The 20,698-nt window shown below is 59.0% G+C and carries 21 protein-coding genes; 12 read left to right on the top strand and 9 right to left on the bottom strand.

Translation table 11 applies throughout. The annotated features are described in order from the left end of the window. Nucleotides 1–1,269: 1,269 nt before the first annotated feature. Both MUU53_RS02250 and rpmB read right to left on the bottom strand, forming a co-directional pair. Nucleotides 1,270–1,905 carry a VUT family protein gene (locus MUU53_RS02250; protein ID WP_247259402.1) on the bottom strand — a complete coding sequence of 212 codons (636 nt, stop codon included), beginning with the start codon at nucleotides 1,903–1,905 and terminating at the stop codon, nucleotides 1,270–1,272. A 114-nt stretch (nucleotides 1,906–2,019) separates the two neighbouring features. Then, nucleotides 2,020–2,310 (bottom strand): 50S ribosomal protein L28, encoded by a 291-nt coding sequence (gene rpmB / locus MUU53_RS02255; protein WP_062556041.1) that lies wholly within the window; start codon nucleotides 2,308–2,310, stop codon nucleotides 2,020–2,022. 250 nt (nucleotides 2,311–2,560) lie between these two features. Between rpmB and MUU53_RS02260 the strand changes: the two genes are divergently transcribed. Together MUU53_RS02260 and yddG are read left to right on the top strand one after the other, a co-directional pair. Beyond that, entirely contained in the window at nucleotides 2,561–3,337 is a 777-nt protein-coding gene (locus MUU53_RS02260) for a DUF3108 domain-containing protein (protein ID WP_062556040.1), read from the top strand. Nucleotides 3,338–3,385: 48 nt separating this feature from the next. Further along, nucleotides 3,386–4,276, top strand: a complete 891-nt coding sequence (gene yddG / locus MUU53_RS02265) for an aromatic amino acid exporter YddG (RefSeq protein ID WP_247259403.1) — start codon at nucleotides 3,386–3,388, stop codon at nucleotides 4,274–4,276. A 3-nt stretch (nucleotides 4,277–4,279) separates the two neighbouring features. Here the strand turns inward: yddG and MUU53_RS02270 are convergent, their stop codons facing one another. Together MUU53_RS02270 and gloB are read right to left on the bottom strand one after the other, a co-directional pair. Continuing rightward, the gene (locus tag MUU53_RS02270) at nucleotides 4,280–4,702 is read right to left on the bottom strand and encodes a cupin domain-containing protein (RefSeq protein ID WP_247259404.1); all 423 of its coding nucleotides are present in this window, start codon (nucleotides 4,700–4,702) and stop codon (nucleotides 4,280–4,282) included. Next, nucleotides 4,699–5,472, bottom strand: coding sequence for a hydroxyacylglutathione hydrolase (gene gloB / locus MUU53_RS02275; protein ID WP_247259405.1), 774 nt, complete (start codon nucleotides 5,470–5,472; stop codon nucleotides 4,699–4,701). Before gloB ends, MUU53_RS02270 begins: the two co-directional genes overlap by 4 nt. A gap of 88 nt (nucleotides 5,473–5,560) precedes the next feature. Here gloB and MUU53_RS02280 point away from each other — a divergent pair, with 88 nt between their 5' ends. From MUU53_RS02280 to MUU53_RS02290, 3 genes are all read left to right on the top strand, one after another. Beyond that, nucleotides 5,561–6,304 (top strand): class I SAM-dependent methyltransferase, encoded by a 744-nt coding sequence (locus tag MUU53_RS02280; RefSeq protein WP_137133733.1) that lies wholly within the window; start codon nucleotides 5,561–5,563, stop codon nucleotides 6,302–6,304. Nucleotides 6,305–6,407: 103 nt separating this feature from the next. Further along, nucleotides 6,408–7,514, top strand: coding sequence for a histidinol-phosphate transaminase (gene hisC, locus MUU53_RS02285; RefSeq protein WP_247259406.1), 1,107 nt, complete (start codon nucleotides 6,408–6,410; stop codon nucleotides 7,512–7,514). Then, nucleotides 7,511–8,440, top strand: coding sequence for a prephenate/arogenate dehydrogenase family protein (locus MUU53_RS02290; RefSeq protein ID WP_247259407.1), 930 nt, complete (start codon nucleotides 7,511–7,513; stop codon nucleotides 8,438–8,440). Before hisC ends, MUU53_RS02290 begins: the two co-directional genes overlap by 4 nt. Before the next feature lie 15 nt (nucleotides 8,441–8,455). On the opposite strand, the gene MUU53_RS02295 is transcribed toward MUU53_RS02290, so the two are convergent. Further along, nucleotides 8,456–9,460 (bottom strand): DUF2125 domain-containing protein, encoded by a 1,005-nt coding sequence (locus tag MUU53_RS02295; protein ID WP_247259408.1) that lies wholly within the window; start codon nucleotides 9,458–9,460, stop codon nucleotides 8,456–8,458. A gap of 51 nt (nucleotides 9,461–9,511) precedes the next feature. Between MUU53_RS02295 and MUU53_RS02300 the strand changes: the two genes are divergently transcribed. Next, a complete protein-coding gene (locus MUU53_RS02300; protein ID WP_247259409.1) occupies nucleotides 9,512–10,057 on the top strand; it encodes a gamma-glutamylcyclotransferase in 546 nt (181 codons plus the stop codon). Between the two features lie 177 nt (nucleotides 10,058–10,234). Continuing rightward, complete coding sequence (locus MUU53_RS02305; RefSeq protein ID WP_165134287.1) at nucleotides 10,235–11,107, top strand: 3-hydroxybutyryl-CoA dehydrogenase; 873 nt, start codon at nucleotides 10,235–10,237, stop codon at nucleotides 11,105–11,107. Between the two features lie 25 nt (nucleotides 11,108–11,132). Here the strand turns inward: MUU53_RS02305 and tlpA are convergent, their stop codons facing one another. Beyond that, nucleotides 11,133–11,792, bottom strand: a complete 660-nt coding sequence (tlpA, locus tag MUU53_RS02310) for a thiol:disulfide interchange protein TlpA (protein ID WP_247259410.1) — start codon at nucleotides 11,790–11,792, stop codon at nucleotides 11,133–11,135. A 23-nt stretch (nucleotides 11,793–11,815) separates the two neighbouring features. Between tlpA and argH the strand changes: the two genes are divergently transcribed. The 4 genes from argH to MUU53_RS02330 all read left to right on the top strand — a co-directional run bounded on the left by argH (nucleotide 11,816) and on the right by MUU53_RS02330 (nucleotide 17,686). Next, entirely contained in the window at nucleotides 11,816–13,219 is a 1,404-nt protein-coding gene (gene argH / locus MUU53_RS02315) for an argininosuccinate lyase (RefSeq protein ID WP_247259411.1), read from the top strand. A 78-nt stretch (nucleotides 13,220–13,297) separates the two neighbouring features. Beyond that, a complete protein-coding gene (locus tag MUU53_RS02320) occupies nucleotides 13,298–13,495 on the top strand; it encodes a hypothetical protein (RefSeq protein WP_247259412.1) in 198 nt (65 codons plus the stop codon). Nucleotides 13,496–13,510: 15 nt separating this feature from the next. Then, nucleotides 13,511–14,779 carry a diaminopimelate decarboxylase gene (lysA, locus tag MUU53_RS02325; protein ID WP_247259413.1) on the top strand — a complete coding sequence of 423 codons (1,269 nt, stop codon included), beginning with the start codon at nucleotides 13,511–13,513 and terminating at the stop codon, nucleotides 14,777–14,779. A gap of 174 nt (nucleotides 14,780–14,953) precedes the next feature. Next, nucleotides 14,954–17,686 carry a TIGR02302 family protein gene (locus MUU53_RS02330; protein ID WP_247259414.1) on the top strand — a complete coding sequence of 911 codons (2,733 nt, stop codon included), beginning with the start codon at nucleotides 14,954–14,956 and terminating at the stop codon, nucleotides 17,684–17,686. Nucleotides 17,687–17,845: 159 nt separating this feature from the next. Here the strand turns inward: MUU53_RS02330 and MUU53_RS02335 are convergent, their stop codons facing one another. From MUU53_RS02335 to MUU53_RS02345, 3 genes are all read right to left on the bottom strand, one after another. Then, on the bottom strand, nucleotides 17,846–18,220 hold the full coding sequence (locus tag MUU53_RS02335; RefSeq protein ID WP_062556026.1) for a response regulator: 375 nt from the start codon (nucleotides 18,218–18,220) through the stop codon (nucleotides 17,846–17,848). 123 nt (nucleotides 18,221–18,343) lie between these two features. Beyond that, nucleotides 18,344–18,889: a hypoxanthine phosphoribosyltransferase gene (gene hpt / locus MUU53_RS02340; protein ID WP_247259415.1), complete on the bottom strand. Its 546-nt coding sequence runs from the start codon at nucleotides 18,887–18,889 to the stop codon at nucleotides 18,344–18,346. A gap of 143 nt (nucleotides 18,890–19,032) precedes the next feature. Continuing rightward, nucleotides 19,033–19,761, bottom strand: a complete 729-nt coding sequence (locus MUU53_RS02345) for a hypothetical protein (protein WP_247259416.1) — start codon at nucleotides 19,759–19,761, stop codon at nucleotides 19,033–19,035. 213 nt (nucleotides 19,762–19,974) lie between these two features. Between MUU53_RS02345 and ftsE the strand changes: the two genes are divergently transcribed. Further along, the gene (gene ftsE / locus MUU53_RS02350) at nucleotides 19,975–20,634 is read left to right on the top strand and encodes a cell division ATP-binding protein FtsE (protein WP_062556281.1); all 660 of its coding nucleotides are present in this window, start codon (nucleotides 19,975–19,977) and stop codon (nucleotides 20,632–20,634) included. Nucleotides 20,635–20,698: the final 64 nt, after the last annotated feature.

Consider the following 20,698-nt stretch of genomic DNA (forward strand, 5'->3'; position numbering starts at 1 on the left):
CCGGAACCGGCCCGTTACTTCCGGTCCCGCGGTCAGTCTATGCCGCCAAGGTTGCAGCTGCAATTGCAAGATGTGGGGGATTTATTCCGTGCATGCGCATGCAATCAGTTGGTTGAGAGATGGAGGCAGGTTCAGCCCCATGGTACACGGCCCGAATGGCTTGGCTTTTAGATAAGGCCCCTCCCCAACCCTCCCCACAAGGGGGAGGGAGTCCACTCGCATCCTGGGCAAACACGTGTTTTCTTTTCGTAATTTACCATGGCTGCGGCGTACTCAACCTGCTCCCTCCCTCTTGTGAGAGGGAGTTCACCTGCATCCTTGGCAAACCCCTGTCTTCTTTTCATAAATTACCATGGCTGCGGCGTACTCAACCTGCGCCCTCCCCCTTGTGGGAGGGAGTTCACCTGCATCCTTGGTAAGCCCCTATCTTCTTTTCGTAAATTACGATGGCTGCGGCGTACTCAACCTGCGCCCTCCCCCTTGTGGGAGGGAGTCCACTCGCATCCTGGGCAAGCCCCCGTTTTCTTTTCGTAAATTACCATGGCTGCGGCGTACTCAACCTGCTCCCTCCCCCTTGTGGGGAGGGTTGGGGAGGGGATCTTCATCGCGCATCGACATGCCTTGATCCGATCCGACCCACCGACGTTTGAAAAAATCGTCGCCCTTCGCCAATATTTTTTCGCCCCTCACTCCGCCACCCCCTCGCACTCATGTTTCACTGCTCCCGTTCCGCAACGGTTACACCAGCAGGCGTGCTGGCGATGCGGGACCGGCGCGGGCGTGAAGGGGTAGACGCAAAACCTTCACCTCCGGGTTCGCGGAAAATGGTCTCCCTCTGACGACACGGGGGAAATGGCAGGGCTTCGGACGTCAGCCTCCCGTTTCATCTCCGAACTGGCGCGTCAGGCGTGCCTGTGTGGCACACATGGGGAATGGTGGTTTGGGCTTCGCCGCCTGTGGTCCGTCCGGTTTTATCCGGGCAGGCGGTGGTTAAGAGCTTAAATCATCATTCTAGGCAGAGAGACCGAAGTCGCGGGCATAAACCGCTGAACGGGGCGCTGAGAGGTGTCACCTATACTACTTCTACGAGGCAGCTTTCAGCGCCCCGACCGCATAACCCGTATCACTCACACGGATACGGGCCCGAACTGACCCTCACACCACGGGCAGGTTCTGCCGCGTGAATACGAGAACGTGCCCGGAATGGACGCGGGTTCTTAGACAACAGATCCAGAAGCTATTCCCGAAGTCAGGGATCGCCAGTTCTGTTCAGACAGTCTTTGCCGGAGGCATGGGCTTCAGGACGCTCATCAGGGCGCCATAGGGCAGGAGCATCAGGAGCCCGACGATCAGCTTCACAGCAAAGTCACCAATGGCCCAGGAGATCCAGCGCGGTGCTTCCGTGGCGAAGACGCCCAGAATCGGCGCGGAGCCGATAGCGAAGTCATCATTCGCGCCCAGAAAGCCGAAGACCGGCGCAAAGGAGAGCGAGAAGAACAGCAGCGTATCCAGCGCCGAACCCAACATGGAACCGGCCAGCGGCGCCTGCCACCAGCTCTGACGGCGCAGCTGGTTGAACACGGAGATATCCAGCAATTGCCCGACCAGATAGGCCGTGCCGGATGCCATCGCGATACGGGGCATGGATGTGTAGAAGGAGAGCGCAACACCGACCACAAAACCGGCGAACACCACGCGGCGGGCAATCTTTGGCCCGAACTGGCGGTTCGTCAGGTCTGTGACGAGGAAGGCTGCGGGGTAGGTGAAAGCGCCCCAGGTCAGAAGGTCACTCAGATTGATGCCGAGGACTGTGCCCGGCATCGGAAACTGGACGAGGTAATTCGACGAGACGACGACAAGCGTCATCAGGGCAATGTAGATGGAGGTCGCGCGCAGATACTGCATTTTTTTACCCTGGGTGATGCCACCAGCTGGAGGACGACAATAGACAACAGAAAAGGCCTGCACGGACGAACCGCCAAGCCTTCACTGAAATTCGGATGCTATCGCGAACGTGAATTAAGCGGCTTCAGCCGTCTTCTTCACGATCTGGCGGCGCAGCAGGCGAGCGCGCATGGACAGCTCTGTCTCGTCAGCCTTCAGAAGGAAAGCATCGAGGCCGCCACGATGCTCAACAGAGCGCAGGGCATGGGCAGAAACGCGCAGACGGTAACGCTGGCCGAGAGCATCGGAAATCAGCGTAACGTGGCACAGGTTCGGCAAGAACCGACGCTTCGTCTTGTTGTTGGCGTGGCTGACATTGTTGCCCGACTGGACGCCCTTACCGGTCAATTCGCAAACACGGGACATGGGTACACCTTTGTTCTTCTTTGCAATTGAATGGGGTTTCGGACAAAATCCGGCCTGCCGATCCAACTGGTCCTGATTGGAAAGTTGCGGTTCTATAGTCAGTGGGTGCGGTGCCGTCAAGTCATTCCTGGGCACAAACATCCTTAAATGACTCAGAAATCCGGCACTTGGCCGCTTCGCTTCGCTATTTTGTTGCCACAGTGCAAAGGTTATAGAATTGTTAACATCATCCGTTTTTGAAGAGTAGACCATGCTCAAGCAAGGCCGAAGCATTCTCATCCTGACTGTCGCTGCCTTGGGTCTGGCTGCGCAACCGGCGGTGCCCGCCTCCATCCGCCATGTCAGCGAATACGACATCTCGCTTGGCCTGCTGCCGATTGCGACTGCATCTTTTGCCAGCGAATTCAACGCGAAAGACTACAAGATCGCCGGATCCTTCAAGTCTGCGGGGCTCGTTAACCTGTTCAGCCGCATCTCCGCCGATACCGATGTGACGGGGGTTGTGCAGGGCAAGAAGCTGCAGACCGGCAGCTACAAACTCACCTATACGCGTGGGAAGAAAACCCGCATCTACAATGTGGGTTATCGGAATGGCGATGTGGTCTCCACCTCCATTTCGCCTGAACCGGGCACGCGCCCGGCCAGTTGGGTGCCGGTCACCGAAGCGGACCTTCGTTCGGTCATGGACCCGATTTCGGGTCTGATTTTCCCGGATGGTGCATCGGTCTGCCCATCGCGCATGCAGGTTTATGACGGTGAGTCGCGCATGGATCTCGTGCTTTCGCCAAAGGGTTCGAAGCCGTTCTCGACCAAGGGCTTCAAGGGCGATGCGCTGGTTTGCGAGGTGCGCTATGAACCGAAAGCGGGCTATCGCAAGGGGCGCAGCGATATCGAGTTCCTGAAGAAGCAGCGCATGGAAGTTTGGTTTGCAAAGGCAGAGGGCGCTAATGTATATGCTCCCGTCTATGCACGCATTCCGACCAAGGTCGGCGATGTCTATGTCACGGCAACGAAATACGGCGGTTAAGGGTGCCTGTGCCCGTTCCGCCTGATGGGGCAGATCGAAGGGGCGGGGATGAAGGTTCGGGGAACGCTGATTGGCTTTACGGCCATTATCATGTGGTCGCTGCTGGCGCTGATGACTGCCGCCTCCGGCACCATGTCACCGTTTCAACTGGCTGCAATCACCTTTGCCATCGGCAGCCTGCCGGGCGTCTTGCTGCTGGCGGTCAAGCCGGAGCGGATCAAGCTTTTGAGGCAGCCGCCAAAGGTCTGGCTCATCGGCATTGGCGGACTGTTCGGCTATCACGCGCTGTATTTCACGGCGCTTCGAAACGCTCCGGCGGTCGAAGCGGGTTTGATCGCCTATCTCTGGCCGCTGCTGATCGTGGTGGGTTCGGCGCTTCTGCCGGGTGAACGCCTGCGCTGGTTCCATGTGGCCGGTGCGATTGCCGGTCTTGCCGGAACCTTCGCCATCATTTCCCGCTCGGGCCTCAATTTCGATCAGGCCTATCTCGTGGGCTATGGTGCGGCCTTTCTCTGCGCCTTCACCTGGTCCGGCTATTCGCTGTTGACCCGGCGTTTCGAGGCGGTTTCCACCGATGTCGTGACCGGCTTCTGCCTCGCCACATCAGCGCTTTCCTTCCTCTGCCATCTGGCTCTGGAAACGACCGTCTGGCCTGCCAATGGCAGCGAATGGGCCGCCGTCATCGGCCTTGGTCTTCTGCCGGTCGGCGCTGCGTTCTACGCCTGGGATTACGGCGTGAAAAACGGCGATATCCAGATTCTGGGTGCAGCCAGCTATGCAGCACCACTGCTCTCGACCCTCATCCTCACGCTCTTCGGCTTTGCGGAACCAAGTCTCAGGATTGGTCTCGCCTGCCTGCTGATTACCGGTGGTGCCATGCTGGCGGCAAAGGAGATGATCCGGCGGAAGCCTAAGCTAAGCGAAGCCCCCGCTGAATAAACGTTATGTGCCCGGCTCCCAGCCGGGTGCGGCCATCTCGAATTTCGAAAATTCGAAGCCGGGTGAAACGGTGCAGCCGACGAGGGTGAAGGCACCCATGGGTTCGGCCGACTGCCATTCATTGGCCTCGACGATGACCTGAGGTCTCTGGCCCTGTTGCAGATCCAGACCGAGAATGGCTTCACGCGGGTTCTCGCCATGCTTTGCCAGCCGAAGCTTCAACGGATGGCCCGCATAGAAATGCCAGACTTCGACTGCGTCCGTGACCCGATGCCAGTGCGAACGCTCACCCTGTTCCAGCAGATAGTAGATGGCAGTCGAGTGTCCTCGCTGCCCGCCATTCGTGTCTCGGAAGGTTTCGACATACCAGCCACCTTCCGGGTGACGCTGCATGCCGAGTGTCTCAATGATCTCGGCTGCTGTCACTTGAAGTTGTCCTTGCGCTTGCGCAGTTCGGCAAAGACATCCTCATTGGTGGCGCCTTCCATCACCAGATGGCGGCGGATATCGGGATCTGCCACGCGCAGGAAGGGATTGGTTTCCTTTTCCAGCCCCATCATGGTGGGTATCGTGAACTTCCCCTCGGCGCGCAATTCATCGATCTGGCGGGCGCGTCGCTGAAGCACCTCGTTGCCAGCATCCACGCTGAGCGCAAAGCGGGCATTGGATTGCGTATACTCATGGCCAAAGTAGATGGCCGTCTCATCCGGCAGCACGGCCAGCTTCTGGAAGGAATGCCACATATCGGCGGCGGTTCTCTCGAACAGGCGCCCGCAGCCCAGCGCGAAAAGCGTATCGGCGGCAAACAGAATCTTGTCTTCAGGGAAATGGAAACAGATGTGGCCCGCGGTGTGCCCCGGCGTTTCGAACACCCGCACCGGATGTTCGCCGAACTGAAACTCATCGCCATCCCCTATCGTGCGATCAAGGCCCGGAATGGCAACCGCTTCGTTGATCGGGCCGATGATCTCGCAGCCATAGCGCTCCTTCAGCGCCAGATTGGCCTCGACGTGATCGGTGTGGTGATGGGTGGTGAAAATGTGGGTAATCTTCCAGCCGCGTTTTTCTGCTGCGTTGACGATCGGCCCTTCCTCGGGAGCATCAATGCAGGCCGTCAATCCGCTTTCGGGATCGTGAACCAGAACGCCATAATTATCGCTTCGGCATGTAAAGACTTCGATTTCCAGAGGTTTCATTCGCCAGACCCGTTGCGCTGCACTGTTTGCGACACAATGTAGAGACAGACGACTTGAAGTCCAACCTCCCATCGGTCAGGTTTGGGAAATGCACGCCGATATTGTCGATCTCAGAGAATTCTATCATTCGCCCCTGGGTGCCTTTGCCGAGCATTCCATCGGTATGGCCCTGAGTTCGCTCTGGGCGCGGCTTCCGGAAGAGCGGCTGGTGGGCCTTGGCTACGCGGTGCCTTATATCGAGCGCTTCAAGGCCGATACGGAGCGGACATTTGCCTTCATGCCGGCAGGGCAGGGGGCGGTAAACTGGCCGGTCGGCGATCTTTCCTCGACGGCGCTGGTTTTCGAGGAGGAGCTGCCGTTGCCGGATTCCTCCATCGATCGGATCCTGATGGTGCATTCGCTGGAATTTGCCGAAAATCCGCGCGAGACCCTGAAGGAGATGTGGCGGGTGCTGGCGCCGGGTGGGCGGCTGGTCATCGTCGTGCCGAACCGTCGCGGGGTCTGGGCGCGCATGGAGCATACGCCCTTCGGTTCCGGACGGCCCTATTCCCGCCGGCAACTGACGAACCTGCTGCGGGAGACGAATTTCACCCCCGCCGCCAGTGCAGAAGCGCTATTCTTTCCGCCGTCGAAAGTGCGAGCCGTCCTCAAGCTTCGTCACGGTCTGGAACGCATTGGCCGGAGGCTCTGGCCTGCTTTTTCCGGCGTTCTCATTCTGGAAGCGCAGAAGCGCCTCTATCAGGGGCTTCCTGTCGCGGCACGCGCATCCCGTCGCGTCTTCGTGCCCGTGCTTGGCGCACAGGGCGTTCCGACGACCAGAAGCCGCAGTTGAGGTCATGCCTGAGTTGAAGTCGGCCCCGGCCTCGTCTGGCCTCGACAAAAGCGGCTGACGGGATTAAGGGCGAAGGGTCTAATTTATGGAAGGTTCCTGTCCCATGGATACAGCCGTGCTGAAGCCCGTTCCCCGCCCCGGAATCATGGATATCGCCGCCTATGTGCCGGGTAAGGAACATGCGCCGGGCGTGGCCCGCGTGTTCAAGCTTTCCTCCAACGAGACGCCGCTGGGTGCCAGCCCAAGCGCCATCGATGCGTTTCGTCAGACAGCGGGCCATCTGGAAATCTATCCGGACGGTCAGGCGAACCAGTTGCGCGGCGCGATTGCCGAAACGCACGGCCTGAACCCGGCGAACCTGATGTGCGGCAACGGCTCGGACGAGCTTCTGGGCTTGCTGTGCCACGTCTATCTCGGCCTGGGCGATGAGGCGATCATCACCGAGCACGGCTTTCTCGTCTACAAGATCCAGATTATGGGTGCCGGTGCCACGCCGGTCACGGTGAAGGAGAAAGAGGCCCGCGTTGACGTGGACGCCATTCTTGCAGCCGTCACGCCGAAGACGAAGATGGTGTTCATCGCCAATCCCGGCAATCCGACCGGTACCTATGTTCCTGCTGCGGAAGTGCGCCGTCTGCATGCGGGCCTTCCGAAGAATGTGATTCTGGTTCTTGATGCCGCCTATGCTGAATATGTACACGAGCATGATTACGAAGCGGGTATCGAGCTCGTTTCGTCCAGCCAGAATGTTGTGATGACCCGCACCTTCTCCAAGGCTTACGGTCTGGCCGCACTGCGCGTGGGCTGGATGTACGGCCCTGCCGATATCCTCGATGCCCTGAACCGTATTCGCGGGCCGTTCAACATGAATGCGCCTGCCATTGCCGCAGGGTCCGCTGCCATGCGCGATCAGGCCTTCATCGCAAAGGCTGTTGCTCACAACGATGAATGGCTGTCCAAGCTCACCAAGGCTTTCGAGGAAATGGGGCTGACTGTTACGCCGTCGGTGACCAATTTCGTTCTCCTCCATTTCCCGGATGTCGATGGCAAGCGTGCGCCGGACGCCGATGAGTTCCTCACCAGCCGCGGCTACATTCTGCGTGCCGTAAAGGGCTATGGTTTCCCGAATGCGCTGCGCATGACGGTGGGTTCGGAAGAAGCCAATCTCGGTGTGATTGCCGCAATGCGCGAATTTCTGGGCAAGGCATGAGCGACCTTCTGTTTGACCGGATCGCGCTGATCGGCATCGGTCTGATTGGCTCATCGATTGCGCGCGACATCAAGGCGCTGGGTCTGGCGGGCGAAGTGGTGATCTCCACCCGCAGCCCCGAAACGCTGAAGCGCGCCGAAGAGCTTGCACTCGGCGATCGCTACACGACCTCAGCGGCAGAGGCGGTTCGCGATGCGGATCTCATTGTCGTCTCCGTTCCGGTCGGTTCTTCCGGCCTTGTGGCGGAGCAGATCGCGCCGAACCTGAAGCCCGGTGCGATCCTTACCGATGTCGGCTCGACAAAGGCCTCCGTGATCGCGCAGATGGCACCGCATGTGCCGGAAGGCGTTCATTTCATTCCGGGTCACCCGCTGGCGGGTACGGAGAAATCCGGTCCGGACGCCGGTTTCGAAGGCCTGTTTCGCGGACGCTGGTGCATTTTTACACCTCTGCCAGAGACGGATGAGGCGGCCCTGGGACGTCTGCGGAATTTCTGGATCGCGCTCGGTTCCAAGATCGACGAGATGGATCCGCAGCATCACGACAAGGTGCTGGCGATTGTCTCTCACCTGCCGCACATCATCGCCTACAATATCGTGGGCACGGCGGACGATCTGGAGACCGTAACGGAATCGGAAGTCATCAAATATTCCGCGTCCGGTTTCCGTGACTTCACCCGTCTGGCGGCGTCAGACCCCACGATGTGGCGGGATGTGTGCCTGCATAACAAGGATGCCATCCTCGAAATGCTGGCGCGGTTCTCCGAGGATCTGGCCTATCTGCAGCGGGCAATCCGCTGGGGCGAGGGCGACAAGCTGTTCGAACTGTTCTCGCGCACCCGTACCATTCGCCGTTCCATCGTTCAGGCGGGCCAGGACGTGGACGCGCCCGACTTTGGCCGCCACGCGCTGGACCCGAAGGCCTGACGAGATACGAAGCCGTTATAGCGGCGGGATCTCGCCAATCGCGATGAACCCGCCGAGGATGACCTTGCCATTGTTCAGTGTAAGATCGATGGCAGCTCTGTCGCCGCCGCCGGTCATGGCGGAGAGCATCTTGGTGGCCGTGTCGACCGTCTTGGCCAATTGCGGGGCGCTAGCCTTGATCTGGTCACGCCAGGCGCTCAGCTTGTCGACTTCCACCCGCAGTTTTCCGGAAATGCGGCCATCGTCACCCACGGAGAATGGCCCGCTGATCGACAGCGCCTGACCATTGCCAAGGTCGATGCCAAGGCGGCGCATTTCGCCCTTGGTGCCATAGATACCTCGACCCGGATCCTGACCGGCGAGCAGGGCTGCTTTTCCGGCAAGCGTCACATCACCCACTGCCGTAAAGCGCGGCACGATCTGCGGGACGCCCTTTGCGGAGACATCCGTATCCTGCAGCGTAATGGCCGCATCAAGGTCGTTTCCGTTCTGGCGCAGGTGGGCTTCAGTATGGCCGACCTTGACGTCGAAGGCCTGGCTTGTCTGGGTCGAAACGATACCGGTCATCAGACCCTTGATGACTGTGGAGCTACGATCTACACCGCCCAGCGTGGTGACGAGGCTGGACTGCAGGCTTTCCCATTGCGAGGATGCCGCAATGCCGGTGCCGGTGCGTGTTTCCGCCGGACCATCCAGTTCCCAAACGATGTGGCTTGGCTGATAAATCTGTGCTGCGGAGCGCAATGCACCAAAGGTGGCCGCAACACCGTTAGTTTTGTCATCGATGGATACCTTTGAGCAGAACAGGCCGATCCGGAACGGATAGCCGCGATATTCCGCATCCTGGCAGACAGCAGTAACGCCATGGCGCTGCTGATCGCCAAGTAGCGCAAGCGTCTTTTCCTTCAGCATTGATGCCGCATAGAACCACCCGGCCGTGTAGAGCCCGATCACCAGGAGAATGCCGGCTGCGAGCGCCCAAATCTTTGCACTCACGTTGCTTCGGCTTGACGCTGCCATGATGATCTCCAATGGTGCTTTGCAAAATAATTATGCGATGTGGCGTGCGATATGGACGAATTTTGGGTCTTTGGCTACGGCTCCCTGATGTGGAACCCCGGCTTTGCCTTTCAAGAGCGGATCAATGCATTGACCTTCGGCTATCGCCGCTCGCTCTGCGTTCGCTCCTATGTTCACCGGGGAACGCCCGAGCAGCCGGGGCTGGTGCTGGGGCTTGATCGGGGTGGTTCCTGCAAGGGCGTGGCTTTCCGGGTGGCTGAGGGCGACTGGCCGGAGGTGCTGGCCTATCTTCGCGAGCGAGAGCTGGTGACCAACGTCTATCTCGAAAAATCACTGCCGCTCGTGTTGCTCGATGGACGAAAGGTTCGCGCGACGGGCTACGTGATCGACAGAACTCACCCCCAATATGCCGGTTCGCTCGAAATCGATGAGGCGGCCCGGATCATTGCAGGGGCAACAGGCAAGTCGGGTCCGAACCACGCCTACGTGACGAATACAGTGGAGCACATGCGTGACATGGGGATTCGCGATGCCTGGCTGGAAGGGGTGGCGCATTGTGTGACCCGGACCATGAAAGGTGATCTTTTATCATTTTAATCATGGCGCCAACAATACGACTTGTTGTTCATGCGGCGTTGCAACAGGGCTGGTAAATTGCTGGTTCGGGCATTATCACTTGTACAGGGGCCAAAAGCTTATCTGCGCACGCAAGTTGTACGGCTGCGCATCACATGCGGGTCTCTTCAAAACCGCTTTCAATGAGAATGGGGCATCATGATCACGAATGTAGGAATTGTCGGCGCGGGACAGATGGGGTGTGGCATTGCGCATGTCTGCGCGCTGGCAGGCTACAAAGTCACGCTTTATGACCTTTCCGCCGAGCGGATCGAGGCAGGTCTTGCCACCATCAACGGAAACCTGGCGCGGCAGGTCAGCAATGGCAAGCTTTCCGACGAGGATCGCCGCGCGACCCTGTCCCGTATTCGTGGGACTGGCGATGTGCACGACTTCGCTTCCGCCGATCTGGTGATCGAGGCGGCTACAGAGGACGAGAGCGTCAAGCGCAAGATTTTCGCGCAAGTCTGCCCCGTTCTGAAGCCCGAAGCCCTGTTGGCAACTAATACATCGTCGCTGTCCATTACGAGGCTTGCTTCCGCAACCGATCGCCCCGAACGCTTCATGGGTATTCACTTCATGAATCCGGTGCCGGTTATGAAGCTGGTGGAACTGGTGCGTGGTATTGCAACCGGCGAGGCAACGTTCACCAAGGCCAAGGAATTCGTAGCTTCTCTCGACAAGACAGTTACGGTTGCGGAAGATTTCCCGGCATTCATCGTCAACCGCATACTTTTGCCGATGATCAACGAGGCGATCTATACGCTTTATGAGGGTGTCGGCTCGGTCGAGGCGATCGACACGGCCATGAAACTGGGCGCGAACCATCCGATGGGACCGCTGCAACTGGCGGATTTCATCGGTCTCGATACCTGTCTCTCCATCATGCAGGTTCTCTATGACGGCCTTGCCGACAGCAAGTATCGTCCGTGTCCGCTGCTGGTCAAATATGTCGAGGCTGGCTGGCTTGGCCGCAAGTCCGGTCGCGGCTTCTACGATTACCGTGGCGAAGTGCCGGTTCCAACGCGCTGACTTTTCAGCTGAAAGTGTCGGCGCTTCAGAGCGCCGACACTTTTGCGATCATGTCCTTGGCCCGATCGCTATCCCAGTGGGCGGGGCCATTCATGGCGCCGATGAGGCAGCCCTTCCTGTTGACGATGAGTGTGACAGGCAGGCCGAAAGCAAGGCCTTCCTTTTTCAGCGCATTGAAGACACCCATGGAACTATCCCGGTAATAGGCCAGATCGTGCACGCCTGTTTCCTGAAGAAAGGCCTTTGGTTTTTCATCACTGCCGGTATCGATGTTGATGGCAACGACTTCAAACCGATCGCTACCCTTGGCCTTCTGCAGATTGTTGAGTGCCGGCATTTCTTCCCGGCAGGGCACGCACCAGGTTGCCCAGAGGTTGACGAGAACCGTCTTGCCTTCGAAATTCGGCAGTTTCAGATCCTGCCCCGCTGGCCCTTTGAAGGCGAGTGACTGCAACGGCCTTGGACTATCGACGCCCTTCATGGCCGCGATTTCGCCCGTCGCCAGCTCAGAGACAAGCTTTGCCTGTTCGATTGCTCCTTCGCACTGGCCACCTGCTATTTCTGTGGCATTGCCAGAGGGGTCATGCTTCACGTATACCGCAACCGCACCCGCCAGGATCCCGGCGATGGCTGCGACGATAACCAAGCGGGCGGATGGTAGACCCAAGGGTCTTTTGTTCGACATTTACGACTCCAGGACGGATAATCATGGCTGACGGCACGAAGGATGCGGGTTCCTCCAACCAGATGTGGGGCGGGCGCTTTGCCTCCGGTCCAGATGCCATCATGGAGGAGATAAACGCCTCCATCGGCTTCGACAAGAAGCTCTACGCTCAGGATATCCGCGGCTCAATCGCGCATGCCACCATGCTGGCGAAACAAGGCATTATTTCCGGCGAAGATAAAGACAAGATCGTCGAAGGTCTGAACACGATCCTGTCAGAGATCGAGGCGGGCCGTTTCGAATTCTCGCGCAAGCTCGAAGACATTCACATGAACATCGAGGCACGCCTTGCAACGCTGATCGGCCCGGCGGCCGGACGCCTGCACACTGCGCGTTCCCGTAACGATCAGGTGGCGCTGGATTTCCGCCTCTGGGTGAAGGAAGAGCTGGTCAAGACGGATGCTGCGCTGACGGACCTCATTACAGCGCTCCTCGACAAGGCGGAAGAACACGCCGATACCGTGATGCCAGGCTTCACGCATTTGCAGACGGCGCAGCCGGTTACCTTCGGTCATCACTGCATGGCCTATGTGGAAATGTTCGGCCGCGACCGTTCGCGTGTACGCCACGCCATCGACCACATGGACGAATGCCCGATCGGTGCCGCCGCCTTGGCCGGCACCGGCTTCAAGATCGACCGCCACATGACGGCAGAAGCGCTCGGCTTCCGTTCGCCGACCCGCAATTCGATCGATACGGTGTCCGACCGCGATTTCGCGCTGGAGTTCCTCTCGGTCGCCTCCATCTGCGCGGTTCATCTGTCGCGCTTTGCCGAGGAAATCGTCATCTGGTCGACGCCGCAGTTCGGCTTTATCCGCCTGTCGGATGCATTTTCGACCGGCTCCTCGATCATGCCGCAGAAGAAGAACCCGGATGCCGCCGAACTGGTGCGCGCCAAGACCGGCCGCATCAATGGTTCGCTGGTGGCCTTGCTCACCATCATGAAGGGACTTCCGCTCGCCTATTCCAAGGATATGCAGGAAGACAAGGAGCAGGTGTTCGACGCCGCCGAGAACCTGGAACTTGCCGTTGCGGCCATGGCTGGCATGGTGCGTGACATGACGGTGCGTGTGGACCGCATGCGGGCTGCCGCCGGTTCGGGCTTTTCGACCGCGACCGACCTTGCCGACTGGCTGGTGCGGGAGGCGGGTCTGCCGTTCCGCGACGCACACCACGTGACCGGTCGCGCCGTGGCGCTTGCGGAACAGAAGGGATGCGATCTCGCCGATCTCAGCCTCGAAGACCTGAAGTCGATCCATGAGGCTATTACCGAGAAGGTTTTCGACGTTCTGACGGTCGATGCCTCCGTGGCAAGCCGCATCAGCTTCGGCGGAACCGCTCCGTCGGAAGTGCGCAAGCAGATTGCCTGGTGGCGCGGACGCAACTGAAGACGTGAAGAAGTGACTGCACAAGCGGCAAGAACTTCGCTATGAACAGGCTGAAACTGCTGTTTTGAAGGATTTGGAATGTCCACCTTGCGCGTAATCGTTCGCATCACCGCTGTGATGTGCATTGCTGGTATCGTCGTGACCGCTTGTGGCCGAAAGGGCAATCTGGACAAACCCAGCACGCCGATCGAGCAGCAGAACCTGCGCAAAAACAGCAGCCAGCCGCAGCAGAATACGGCTCCGGATCGTCCCTTCCTGCTTGATCCGCTTCTCTAAATCCGAGTTATTGCCGTGAACCATTTTCAGTATATCGACGGCGTGTTGCACGCCGAAGGCGTTGCCATTCCGGACATCGCCAAGGCCGTTGGCACACCCTTTTATTGCTATTCCACGGCGACGCTGGAGCGGCATTACAAGGTATTTTCGAAAGCCTTTGCCGATGTGGATGCCATGGTGTGCTATGCCATGAAGGCCAATTCCAACCAGGCGGTCTTGAAGACGCTCGGTCGGCTGGGGGCAGGCGTCGATGTTGTTTCCGGCGGTGAATTGCGTCGCGCTTTGGCGGCTGGAATTCCGGCGAGCCGCATCATGTTCTCCGGCGTCGGAAAGACGCCTGCGGAAATGGATCTGGCGCTTGAGGCAGGCATCTATTGCTTCAACGTGGAATCGGAGCCGGAACTCGAAATCCTGAACGTCCGGGCGCAGAAAATGGGCCGCAAGGCGCATGTCTCCTTCCGCATCAACCCGGATGTCGATGCGCGCACCCATGCGAAGATCTCGACCGGCAAGAAGGAAAACAAGTTCGGTATTTCCTATGAGCGGGCGCGTGCAGTCTATGCCCATGCGGCAACGCTTCCCGGCATTCATGTCAGCGGCATCGACATGCATATCGGTAGCCAGATCACCGAGCTTCAGCCGTTTGAAGATGCGTTCCGTCTCCTGCGCGAACTCGTCGAGACGCTGCGAACTGACGGTCACGCGATCGAGCACGTGGATATTGGCGGTGGGCTCGGCATTCCATACCGCGAAGACAATTCGCCACCGCCGCTGCCGGATGCCTACGCCGATATTGTCAAGGCGCAACTGCGAAGCCTCAATTGCAGGATCGTGACTGAGCCCGGTCGTCTGATCGTCGGCAATGCAGGTATCCTGGTCACCGAAGTTATCTTCGTGAAGGATGCGGGCGAGAAGACCTTTGTCATCGTGGATGGCGCGATGAACGATCTTATTCGCCCAACCCTTTATGAAGCTTATCACGGCATTCGCCCGGTCGTGCTTCCCGCCGCCGATGTGGAACATATCAAGGCCGATGTGGTCGGTCCTGTCTGCGAAACGGGGGATTATCTGGCGCTTGATCGCGATATTGCGAAGCCCAATCCGGGCGATCTGTTCGCGGTTGGCTCTGCCGGTGCCTATGGCGCAGTCCAGGCGGGAACTTATAATTCACGCCTGCTGGTGCCAGAGGTTCTGGTCAAGGGTGATCAGTTCCACGTCATTCGACCGCGCGGAACCTATGAGGAGTTGATCGGCCTGGACAGTGTTCCGGCCTGGCTGGCCTGAGCGGTTTTTTCTGTCCGACCGTTCACATTTCAGAGAAATGGCGGGAAAGCGGCATCAAGTTTGGCGCTTCCCCTCGTCTTCGCCACAAAGGCTGGTATCTTCTGGCCAAGCGGCGGCGCTCTGGTTGCGTCGCTAATCGCCGGTTGACGCCGCCAGCTTCAGGAGACGGACCGCATGAGCCTTTCCCGCAAGGGCGCCTTTGAAACGCATCCGGCCTTGGCGCGCCGAGTCGCAACCAAGCGCTTCTTTGCGCGGCTCGTTCTCTTCCTCGAACGGCTGGCGCCAAAGCTTCTCGCGCCGCTTTCCATTCTGGCTCTGGCGCTGTCTGTTGCGTGGTTTGGCCTGTTCCGGCTTATGCCAGACATTGCACGCTGGGCCGTCTTCTTCATCTTCATTTTTGCCTTCCTGACATCTCTTCTGCCGCTCTCGCGCCTTCGCTGGCCTGCCGCTGCGGATGCTGACCGGCTGCTGGAAAAGCGCAATCATCTGCCGCACCAGCCCGTGGGCGTGCAGGAAGATGAACCGGCCTTTGATTCTCCCTTTGCCCGGGCGCTCTGGAAAGAACACCAGATCCGCATGGCGCAAAGGATTGCGGATCTGGATGCCGGACTGCCGCAGCCGGATATCGCAAGCCATGACCGCTATGCGCTGCGCGCCATTCCGGCGCTTCTGGTTTTCGTGGCCTTTGCCTATTCCTATTCGAATGGCGGCGGTTCTGTTGCAGACATCGTCAGTCCGTCTGCTCCGCCCGCCAAGACGGATCCGGATCTGCGCATCGATGCGTGGCTGACGCCGCCGTCCTATACCGGTCGCGCCCCGATCTTCCTGACGGGCAACCAATCGCCGACGCTGGACAAGATCATGGTGCCGCAATTTTCGCAGCTGACCGTTCGAGTAACCGGTGGCGAAGGTGCCGAGTCGGTCAATTTCCTGCCCGTGGAAGGTGGCGCGCAGCGTCCGGTTCCCTTGCAGGATGAGCAGGCAAGGCCGGGCCAGACTGCACCCGGTTCGCAACCGCAGTCGACAGCACAGGCGACCCCCGCGCCCGCCAGCCCTGTGAATGCGCCACGCACATATGCCATGAAGATCAATGAAAGCGGCGATCTCTCTGTCAACGGTCAGCAGTGGCTGTTTGACGTCATTCCGGACAAGGTGCCGGAAATCGCCTTCGACAAGCCGCCGAGGCGCGCCGTCAACGGTGCGCTGGAGGTGATGGCCGTGGCGAAAGATGATTACGGGATCGTCAAGGCCGAGGCCAAGATTGAACCGGTCGAACGGCCCGCAGAAGGCGCGAAGCCATTGTTTCCTGTACCAGAATTCCGGCTGACGCTGCCCCGGCGCGGCAAGGAGCCGGAGATCCGCAGCACCACGAGCCGGGACCTGACGGAACATCCGCTCGCAGGCAAGCGGGTTCGCATCACGCTCGTTGCAACGGACGGCGCAGGGCAGGAAGGGCGCAGTGCGTCCGTGGAAATGATCATGCCCGGCAAGCGCTTTGTGGAGCCTCTCGCCGCAGCGGTGGCAGAGCAAAGGCAAGTCTTCGCGCTCGATACGCGACAGATGCCGCGCGCATTGGCGCTCAACCAGGCGCTTTCGCTGCGTCCGGACGAAACGATACCGAACCTAAGCCACTATCTGCTCATTCGTTCAGCCCGCGAGCGCATGAAGCTTGCCCGAACGGAAGAGCAGTTGAAGGATACCGCAGCCTATCTGTGGGAAATCGCGCTTGGTATCGAGGATGGCGATCTCTCGCAGGCGGAACGCAGGTTGCGCGATGCGCAGCAGGCGCTTCAGGACGCATTGCAGAACAATGCTTCGGAACAGGAAATCGCAAAGCTGATGCAGGAACTGCGTCAGGCCATGCAGAATTTCATGAACGAGCTTGCCCAGCGCATGCAGAACATGCCGCAGTCGCAGCAGAACATGCAGGCGCAGAACACGATCCGCCAGCGCGATTTGCAACGGATGATGGACCAGATCGAAAATCTCGCCCGTTCCGGCAACCGCGACGCCGCGCAGCAGATGCTTTCCGAATTGCAGCGGATGATGAACAATCTGCAGGCTGGGCGGATGCAGCGCCCGCAGCAGGGTCAACAGCAGCAAAGCAATCCGATGCGTGAGCAGATCGACCGTCTCGGCGAGATCATGCAGGAGCAGCAGCGGCTGATGGACCAGACGCACCGCCTGAATGAGGCCCTGCGGGATCGCATGCAGCGCGGCAACCCGGACCAGCCCTATAATCAAGGGCAGAATCAGCAGGGTCAAAACCAGCAGGGCCAGAACCAGCAAGGTCAACAACAAGGCCAGCAGCAGGGCCAACAGGGCCAGAATGGGCAGCAGCAACCGGAGCAAATGACCGAGCAGCAGTTGCGCGAGGCGTTGAAGCAGTTGCGGGCGCAGCAGGAGGGGCTCGGCCAGAAGCTGGATCAGTTGCAAAAGGGCCTGAAGGAACTCGGCATGGATCCCGGCCAGAACTTTGGTCAGGCCCAGAAAGAAATGGGCAATGCCGGCAAGGCGCTTGGCAATGCCGAGGGTGATCAGGCCGTAGAAGGCCAGGGCAATGCGCTGAACGCCTTGCGGCAGGGCGCCCAGAACATGATGAACCAGATGATGCAGGCCATGCGCGGACAGCAGCCCGGCGAGGGCCAGGGGCAGGGCCAAGGTCCGGGACAGGCTGGCCAGGGCAACCAGCAGGGTCGTGATCCACTCGGTCGCGAGACGGGCGGTACGGATGGCTTGCCGGATACGCGTCTGCGGGTGCCGGATGAAATCGATGCGCAGCAGGCGCGGCGCATTCTCGATGCCATTCGCGAAAAGCTGAACGATACGCTTCAGGGCACGATCGGCAATCCGATGTTCAACGATATGGAACGCCGCTATCTAGAGCGTTTGCTGGAGACGCGGTGATTAAAGCGGGTCGCGATCTTTCAGATTCGCTCCTGACGCTTTTATCTCTTTGGTTTGTCGCATGTTGTCATCGCAAAACCGCTGCACACTTTTGCGCGACATGCTAAAAGAGCCGCGGACGGGCAGCGGCTTCCTGCCATTCAAGCTAATCCGTCTTTATCAAGCGGCGCGGGATGCTGTTGCCAAGGCCTGCGCTACGGCGCGGCGGATATCGGGAAGCGCAAAGGGCTTGTCAACGACATCGATGATCTTTGCCATCAGGTCGTCGGCGCGTTCACGTTGTTCGGCATAACCGGTCATCAGCAGGATTTTCAGTTGCGGAAACTGATCTGCGGCACGGTGTGCCAGTTCGATGCCATCCATGACCGGCATGCGAATATCCGACAGGAGCAGATCGAAACTGTCCTCATTCAGACGTTCCAGCCCCTCTGCACCATCGGCAGCTTCATAGGTCTCATGGCCGTCGAGACGGAGCGCGCGAGCAACGAAGGAGCGCAGCGAATCTTCGTCTTCGGTGATCAGGATCTTGGCCATGGCTTGGGTTACTCCGTGCATCAATTCGGGACCCAGATGACCTGTTTTTCCTTTTCGAGGAGTAAAGATTTGCCGGCACGGGGTGTTGATGGTTAACGCCCCGTGTCTTTCCGAGCCTCTGTTCTATTCTGTATCGCCCTTGACGACGCCGACGAATGGCAGTTCGCGGAAGGCGTAGGCGACATCCATGCCGTAGCCGACAACGAAGTAATCCGGGCATTCGAAGCCCACATAATCCGCTTCCAGCTTTTCCTTGCGCTTCACACTCTTGTCGAGAAGCACGGCGATTGTGACGTGACGCGCGCCGCGTTCATAGAGCAGTTCCTTCGCAAACTTCAGGGTGCGACCGGACTCCAGAATATCGTCGATCAGCAGAACGTCGCGGTCCTTCACGTCGGAATCGATATCCTTGACGATCCGAACGCCTTGCGACACGGTGCCCGCGCCATAGCTGGAGAGGGTGATGAACTCGACTTCCGGCGCAAGACCGGTATCATGCAGCGCGCGCAGCAGATCGGCCGCAAAGATGAACGAGCCCTTCAGAACGGCAATCACCAGCAGGTCTTTTGTTGGGCCTTCGGCAATCTGCTTTGCCATGCTGCGGTTGCGCTCGGCAATCATTTCGGCGGTGAACAGCGGCTCGATAGTCTTGCCACGAACGACAGGCATCAGCGTCTCCTTGGACTTCCGGTGCGGTTCTTGAGGATCTGCTCGCTGTGAAGGGGCGTGCATCTCCAAAACGAAAATCGGAGCAGGTGGGGCGGCGCCATCTTGCGCCTTTCCTGCTCCGTTCAAGGCACCGGATAGCACAATCAGGAGTCTATGGCACCCGGTTCTATGAATGAAAGCTTCAATTGCGGGTTTTTTCCACCAGGATGGGGGATCCGGGCCGTGAAGCCGCGGCTTTGGTGCTGGCCAATTTCTGGGGCCGGAGGCTGGATGACCGTGGTAAAGACCACCTTGTCTCCCACCATCAGGTCGGCCCGCATGGGCTGTACCTTCCGGCTCACCATTCCGCGATTTTCAATGATGCCGTAAATCTGCAGGATCTGCATGCCGCCGCTATCGTGATTGGCGAGCGAGACATTCGTGATGTCCAGGCCTTGTGCTGCCTTGGGAGTGTCTGCCGAAATCAGCGAGAAGCCGCCGGAAAAGCCGAAGACCATGACGAAAATGAAGGCGACAACGGCGGAAAAAAAGTCCGCTGACATTCGCATCAGTTTCTGCTCGATCCGCTCGATCAGGCTTGCCTTTGGGGAAAGCGCTGACTGGTTTCGAGCAGCAATATCAGGGCGTCTGGCGGGCTTTGGACGGGCGGTCTTCGGTCTGGTTGCGTTGTCATTGTGAAAGCCGGTGGGGGTGCGACGGGTTTCCTGCTCCCGCGATGTTTGTGTGGCGCTGTCGCGTACAGTTACAAACTCGGCATCTTCCACGATTCCGCGGCTCAAGGCACGACGGACTGACTTTGATCCGAGCGAATCGGGAGGCAGGATATCGTAGCTGTTTTCGGACTTCGCACGCCGTGAGCGGAATGCATCCATAGCTTTCTCCGTGCTCTCGATCCACGGCTTCGTGAACCGTAGGCATTGAAACCTCTTCCTGACAGTCGTAAAATCATATGGTTAATGCTTTGCAAACGGATCAGGCGACGGCAGGCTTTGCCATCGGCGAGAAAGGATCCGTCAACCCTTGCCGTTTACGAACGGTCGAGTCATCGTCACCCGAACACGAACGCCCTCACACTGGATGTCGCATTGATTCATTTCGAAAATGTCGGCCTGCGCTATGGCATGGGACCCGAAATCCTGCGGGATCTGACCTTCGATATCCCGCGGCGATCGTTTCAGTTTCTCACGGGACCATCCGGGGCAGGCAAGACGACGCTGCTCCGGCTTCTGTTCATGTCGCTACAGCCGACACGCGGACTGATTCGCATGTTCGACCGGGATCTCTCGCAGATACCACGCGCTGAATTGCCCATGTTGCGCCGGCGGGTTGGTATTGTCTTCCAGGATTTCCGCCTTCTGGATCACCTGACGACCTATGAAAACGTTGCTCTGCCTCTTCGTGTCCGGGGCAAGGATGAGGCAAGCTATCGGACAGATGTCATAGAGCTTCTGAAATGGGTGGGGCTGGGTGAGCGCATAAACGTGTTACCTCCGGTTCTCTCAGGCGGAGAGAAGCAGCGCGCGGCCATTGCCAGGGCGTTGATGGATCGACCGGAGATCCTTCTTGCCGACGAGCCAACCGGCAACGTGGATCCACCCATGGCACGGCGTCTGCTGAATCTGTTTCTGGAACTGAACCGGCTGGGCACGGCCGTGGTCATCGCCACCCATGATCTGGGGCTGATGGATCAGGTGGATGCGCGACGCATGATTCTGACCGAAGGGCGGCTTGACATCTATGAATGACCTGAACCGCCTGAAAAACGCGCTGAAGAAATCCGGTTCAAAACCGGAAAAGAAAACGGCCACG

The organism is Affinirhizobium lemnae (genome assembly GCF_022968395.1).
Taxonomy (GTDB): Bacteria; Pseudomonadota; Alphaproteobacteria; order Rhizobiales; family Rhizobiaceae; genus Neorhizobium; species Neorhizobium lemnae.

Excerpts from the sequence above, each read along its gene's own strand:
- tlpA (WP_247259410.1), bottom strand. The coding sequence starts at position 11,792 with ATGTCGAACAAAAGACCCTTGGGTCTACCATCCGCCCGCTTGGTTATC.
- MUU53_RS02330 (WP_247259414.1), top strand. The coding sequence starts at position 14,954 with ATGAGCCTTTCCCGCAAGGGCGCCTTTGAAACGCATCCGGCCTTGGCG.
- MUU53_RS02345 (WP_247259416.1), bottom strand. The coding sequence starts at position 19,761 with ATGGATGCATTCCGCTCACGGCGTGCGAAGTCCGAAAACAGCTACGAT.
- rpmB (WP_062556041.1), bottom strand. The coding sequence starts at position 2,310 with ATGTCCCGTGTTTGCGAATTGACCGGTAAGGGCGTCCAGTCGGGCAAC.
- MUU53_RS02260 (WP_062556040.1), top strand. The coding sequence starts at position 2,561 with ATGCTCAAGCAAGGCCGAAGCATTCTCATCCTGACTGTCGCTGCCTTG.
- MUU53_RS02250 (WP_247259402.1), bottom strand. The coding sequence starts at position 1,905 with ATGCAGTATCTGCGCGCGACCTCCATCTACATTGCCCTGATGACGCTT.
- MUU53_RS02305 (WP_165134287.1), top strand. The coding sequence starts at position 10,235 with ATGATCACGAATGTAGGAATTGTCGGCGCGGGACAGATGGGGTGTGGC.
- yddG (WP_247259403.1), top strand. The coding sequence starts at position 3,386 with ATGAAGGTTCGGGGAACGCTGATTGGCTTTACGGCCATTATCATGTGG.
- MUU53_RS02280 (WP_137133733.1), top strand. The coding sequence starts at position 5,561 with ATGCACGCCGATATTGTCGATCTCAGAGAATTCTATCATTCGCCCCTG.
- hpt (WP_247259415.1), bottom strand. The coding sequence starts at position 18,889 with ATGCCTGTCGTTCGTGGCAAGACTATCGAGCCGCTGTTCACCGCCGAA.
- MUU53_RS02300 (WP_247259409.1), top strand. The coding sequence starts at position 9,512 with ATGGACGAATTTTGGGTCTTTGGCTACGGCTCCCTGATGTGGAACCCC.
- MUU53_RS02295 (WP_247259408.1), bottom strand. The coding sequence starts at position 9,460 with ATGGCAGCGTCAAGCCGAAGCAACGTGAGTGCAAAGATTTGGGCGCTC.
- MUU53_RS02335 (WP_062556026.1), bottom strand. The coding sequence starts at position 18,220 with ATGGCCAAGATCCTGATCACCGAAGACGAAGATTCGCTGCGCTCCTTC.
- gloB (WP_247259405.1), bottom strand. The coding sequence starts at position 5,472 with ATGAAACCTCTGGAAATCGAAGTCTTTACATGCCGAAGCGATAATTAT.
- MUU53_RS02290 (WP_247259407.1), top strand. The coding sequence starts at position 7,511 with ATGAGCGACCTTCTGTTTGACCGGATCGCGCTGATCGGCATCGGTCTG.
- MUU53_RS02320 (WP_247259412.1), top strand. The coding sequence starts at position 13,298 with ATGTCCACCTTGCGCGTAATCGTTCGCATCACCGCTGTGATGTGCATT.
- hisC (WP_247259406.1), top strand. The coding sequence starts at position 6,408 with ATGGATACAGCCGTGCTGAAGCCCGTTCCCCGCCCCGGAATCATGGAT.
- argH (WP_247259411.1), top strand. The coding sequence starts at position 11,816 with ATGGCTGACGGCACGAAGGATGCGGGTTCCTCCAACCAGATGTGGGGC.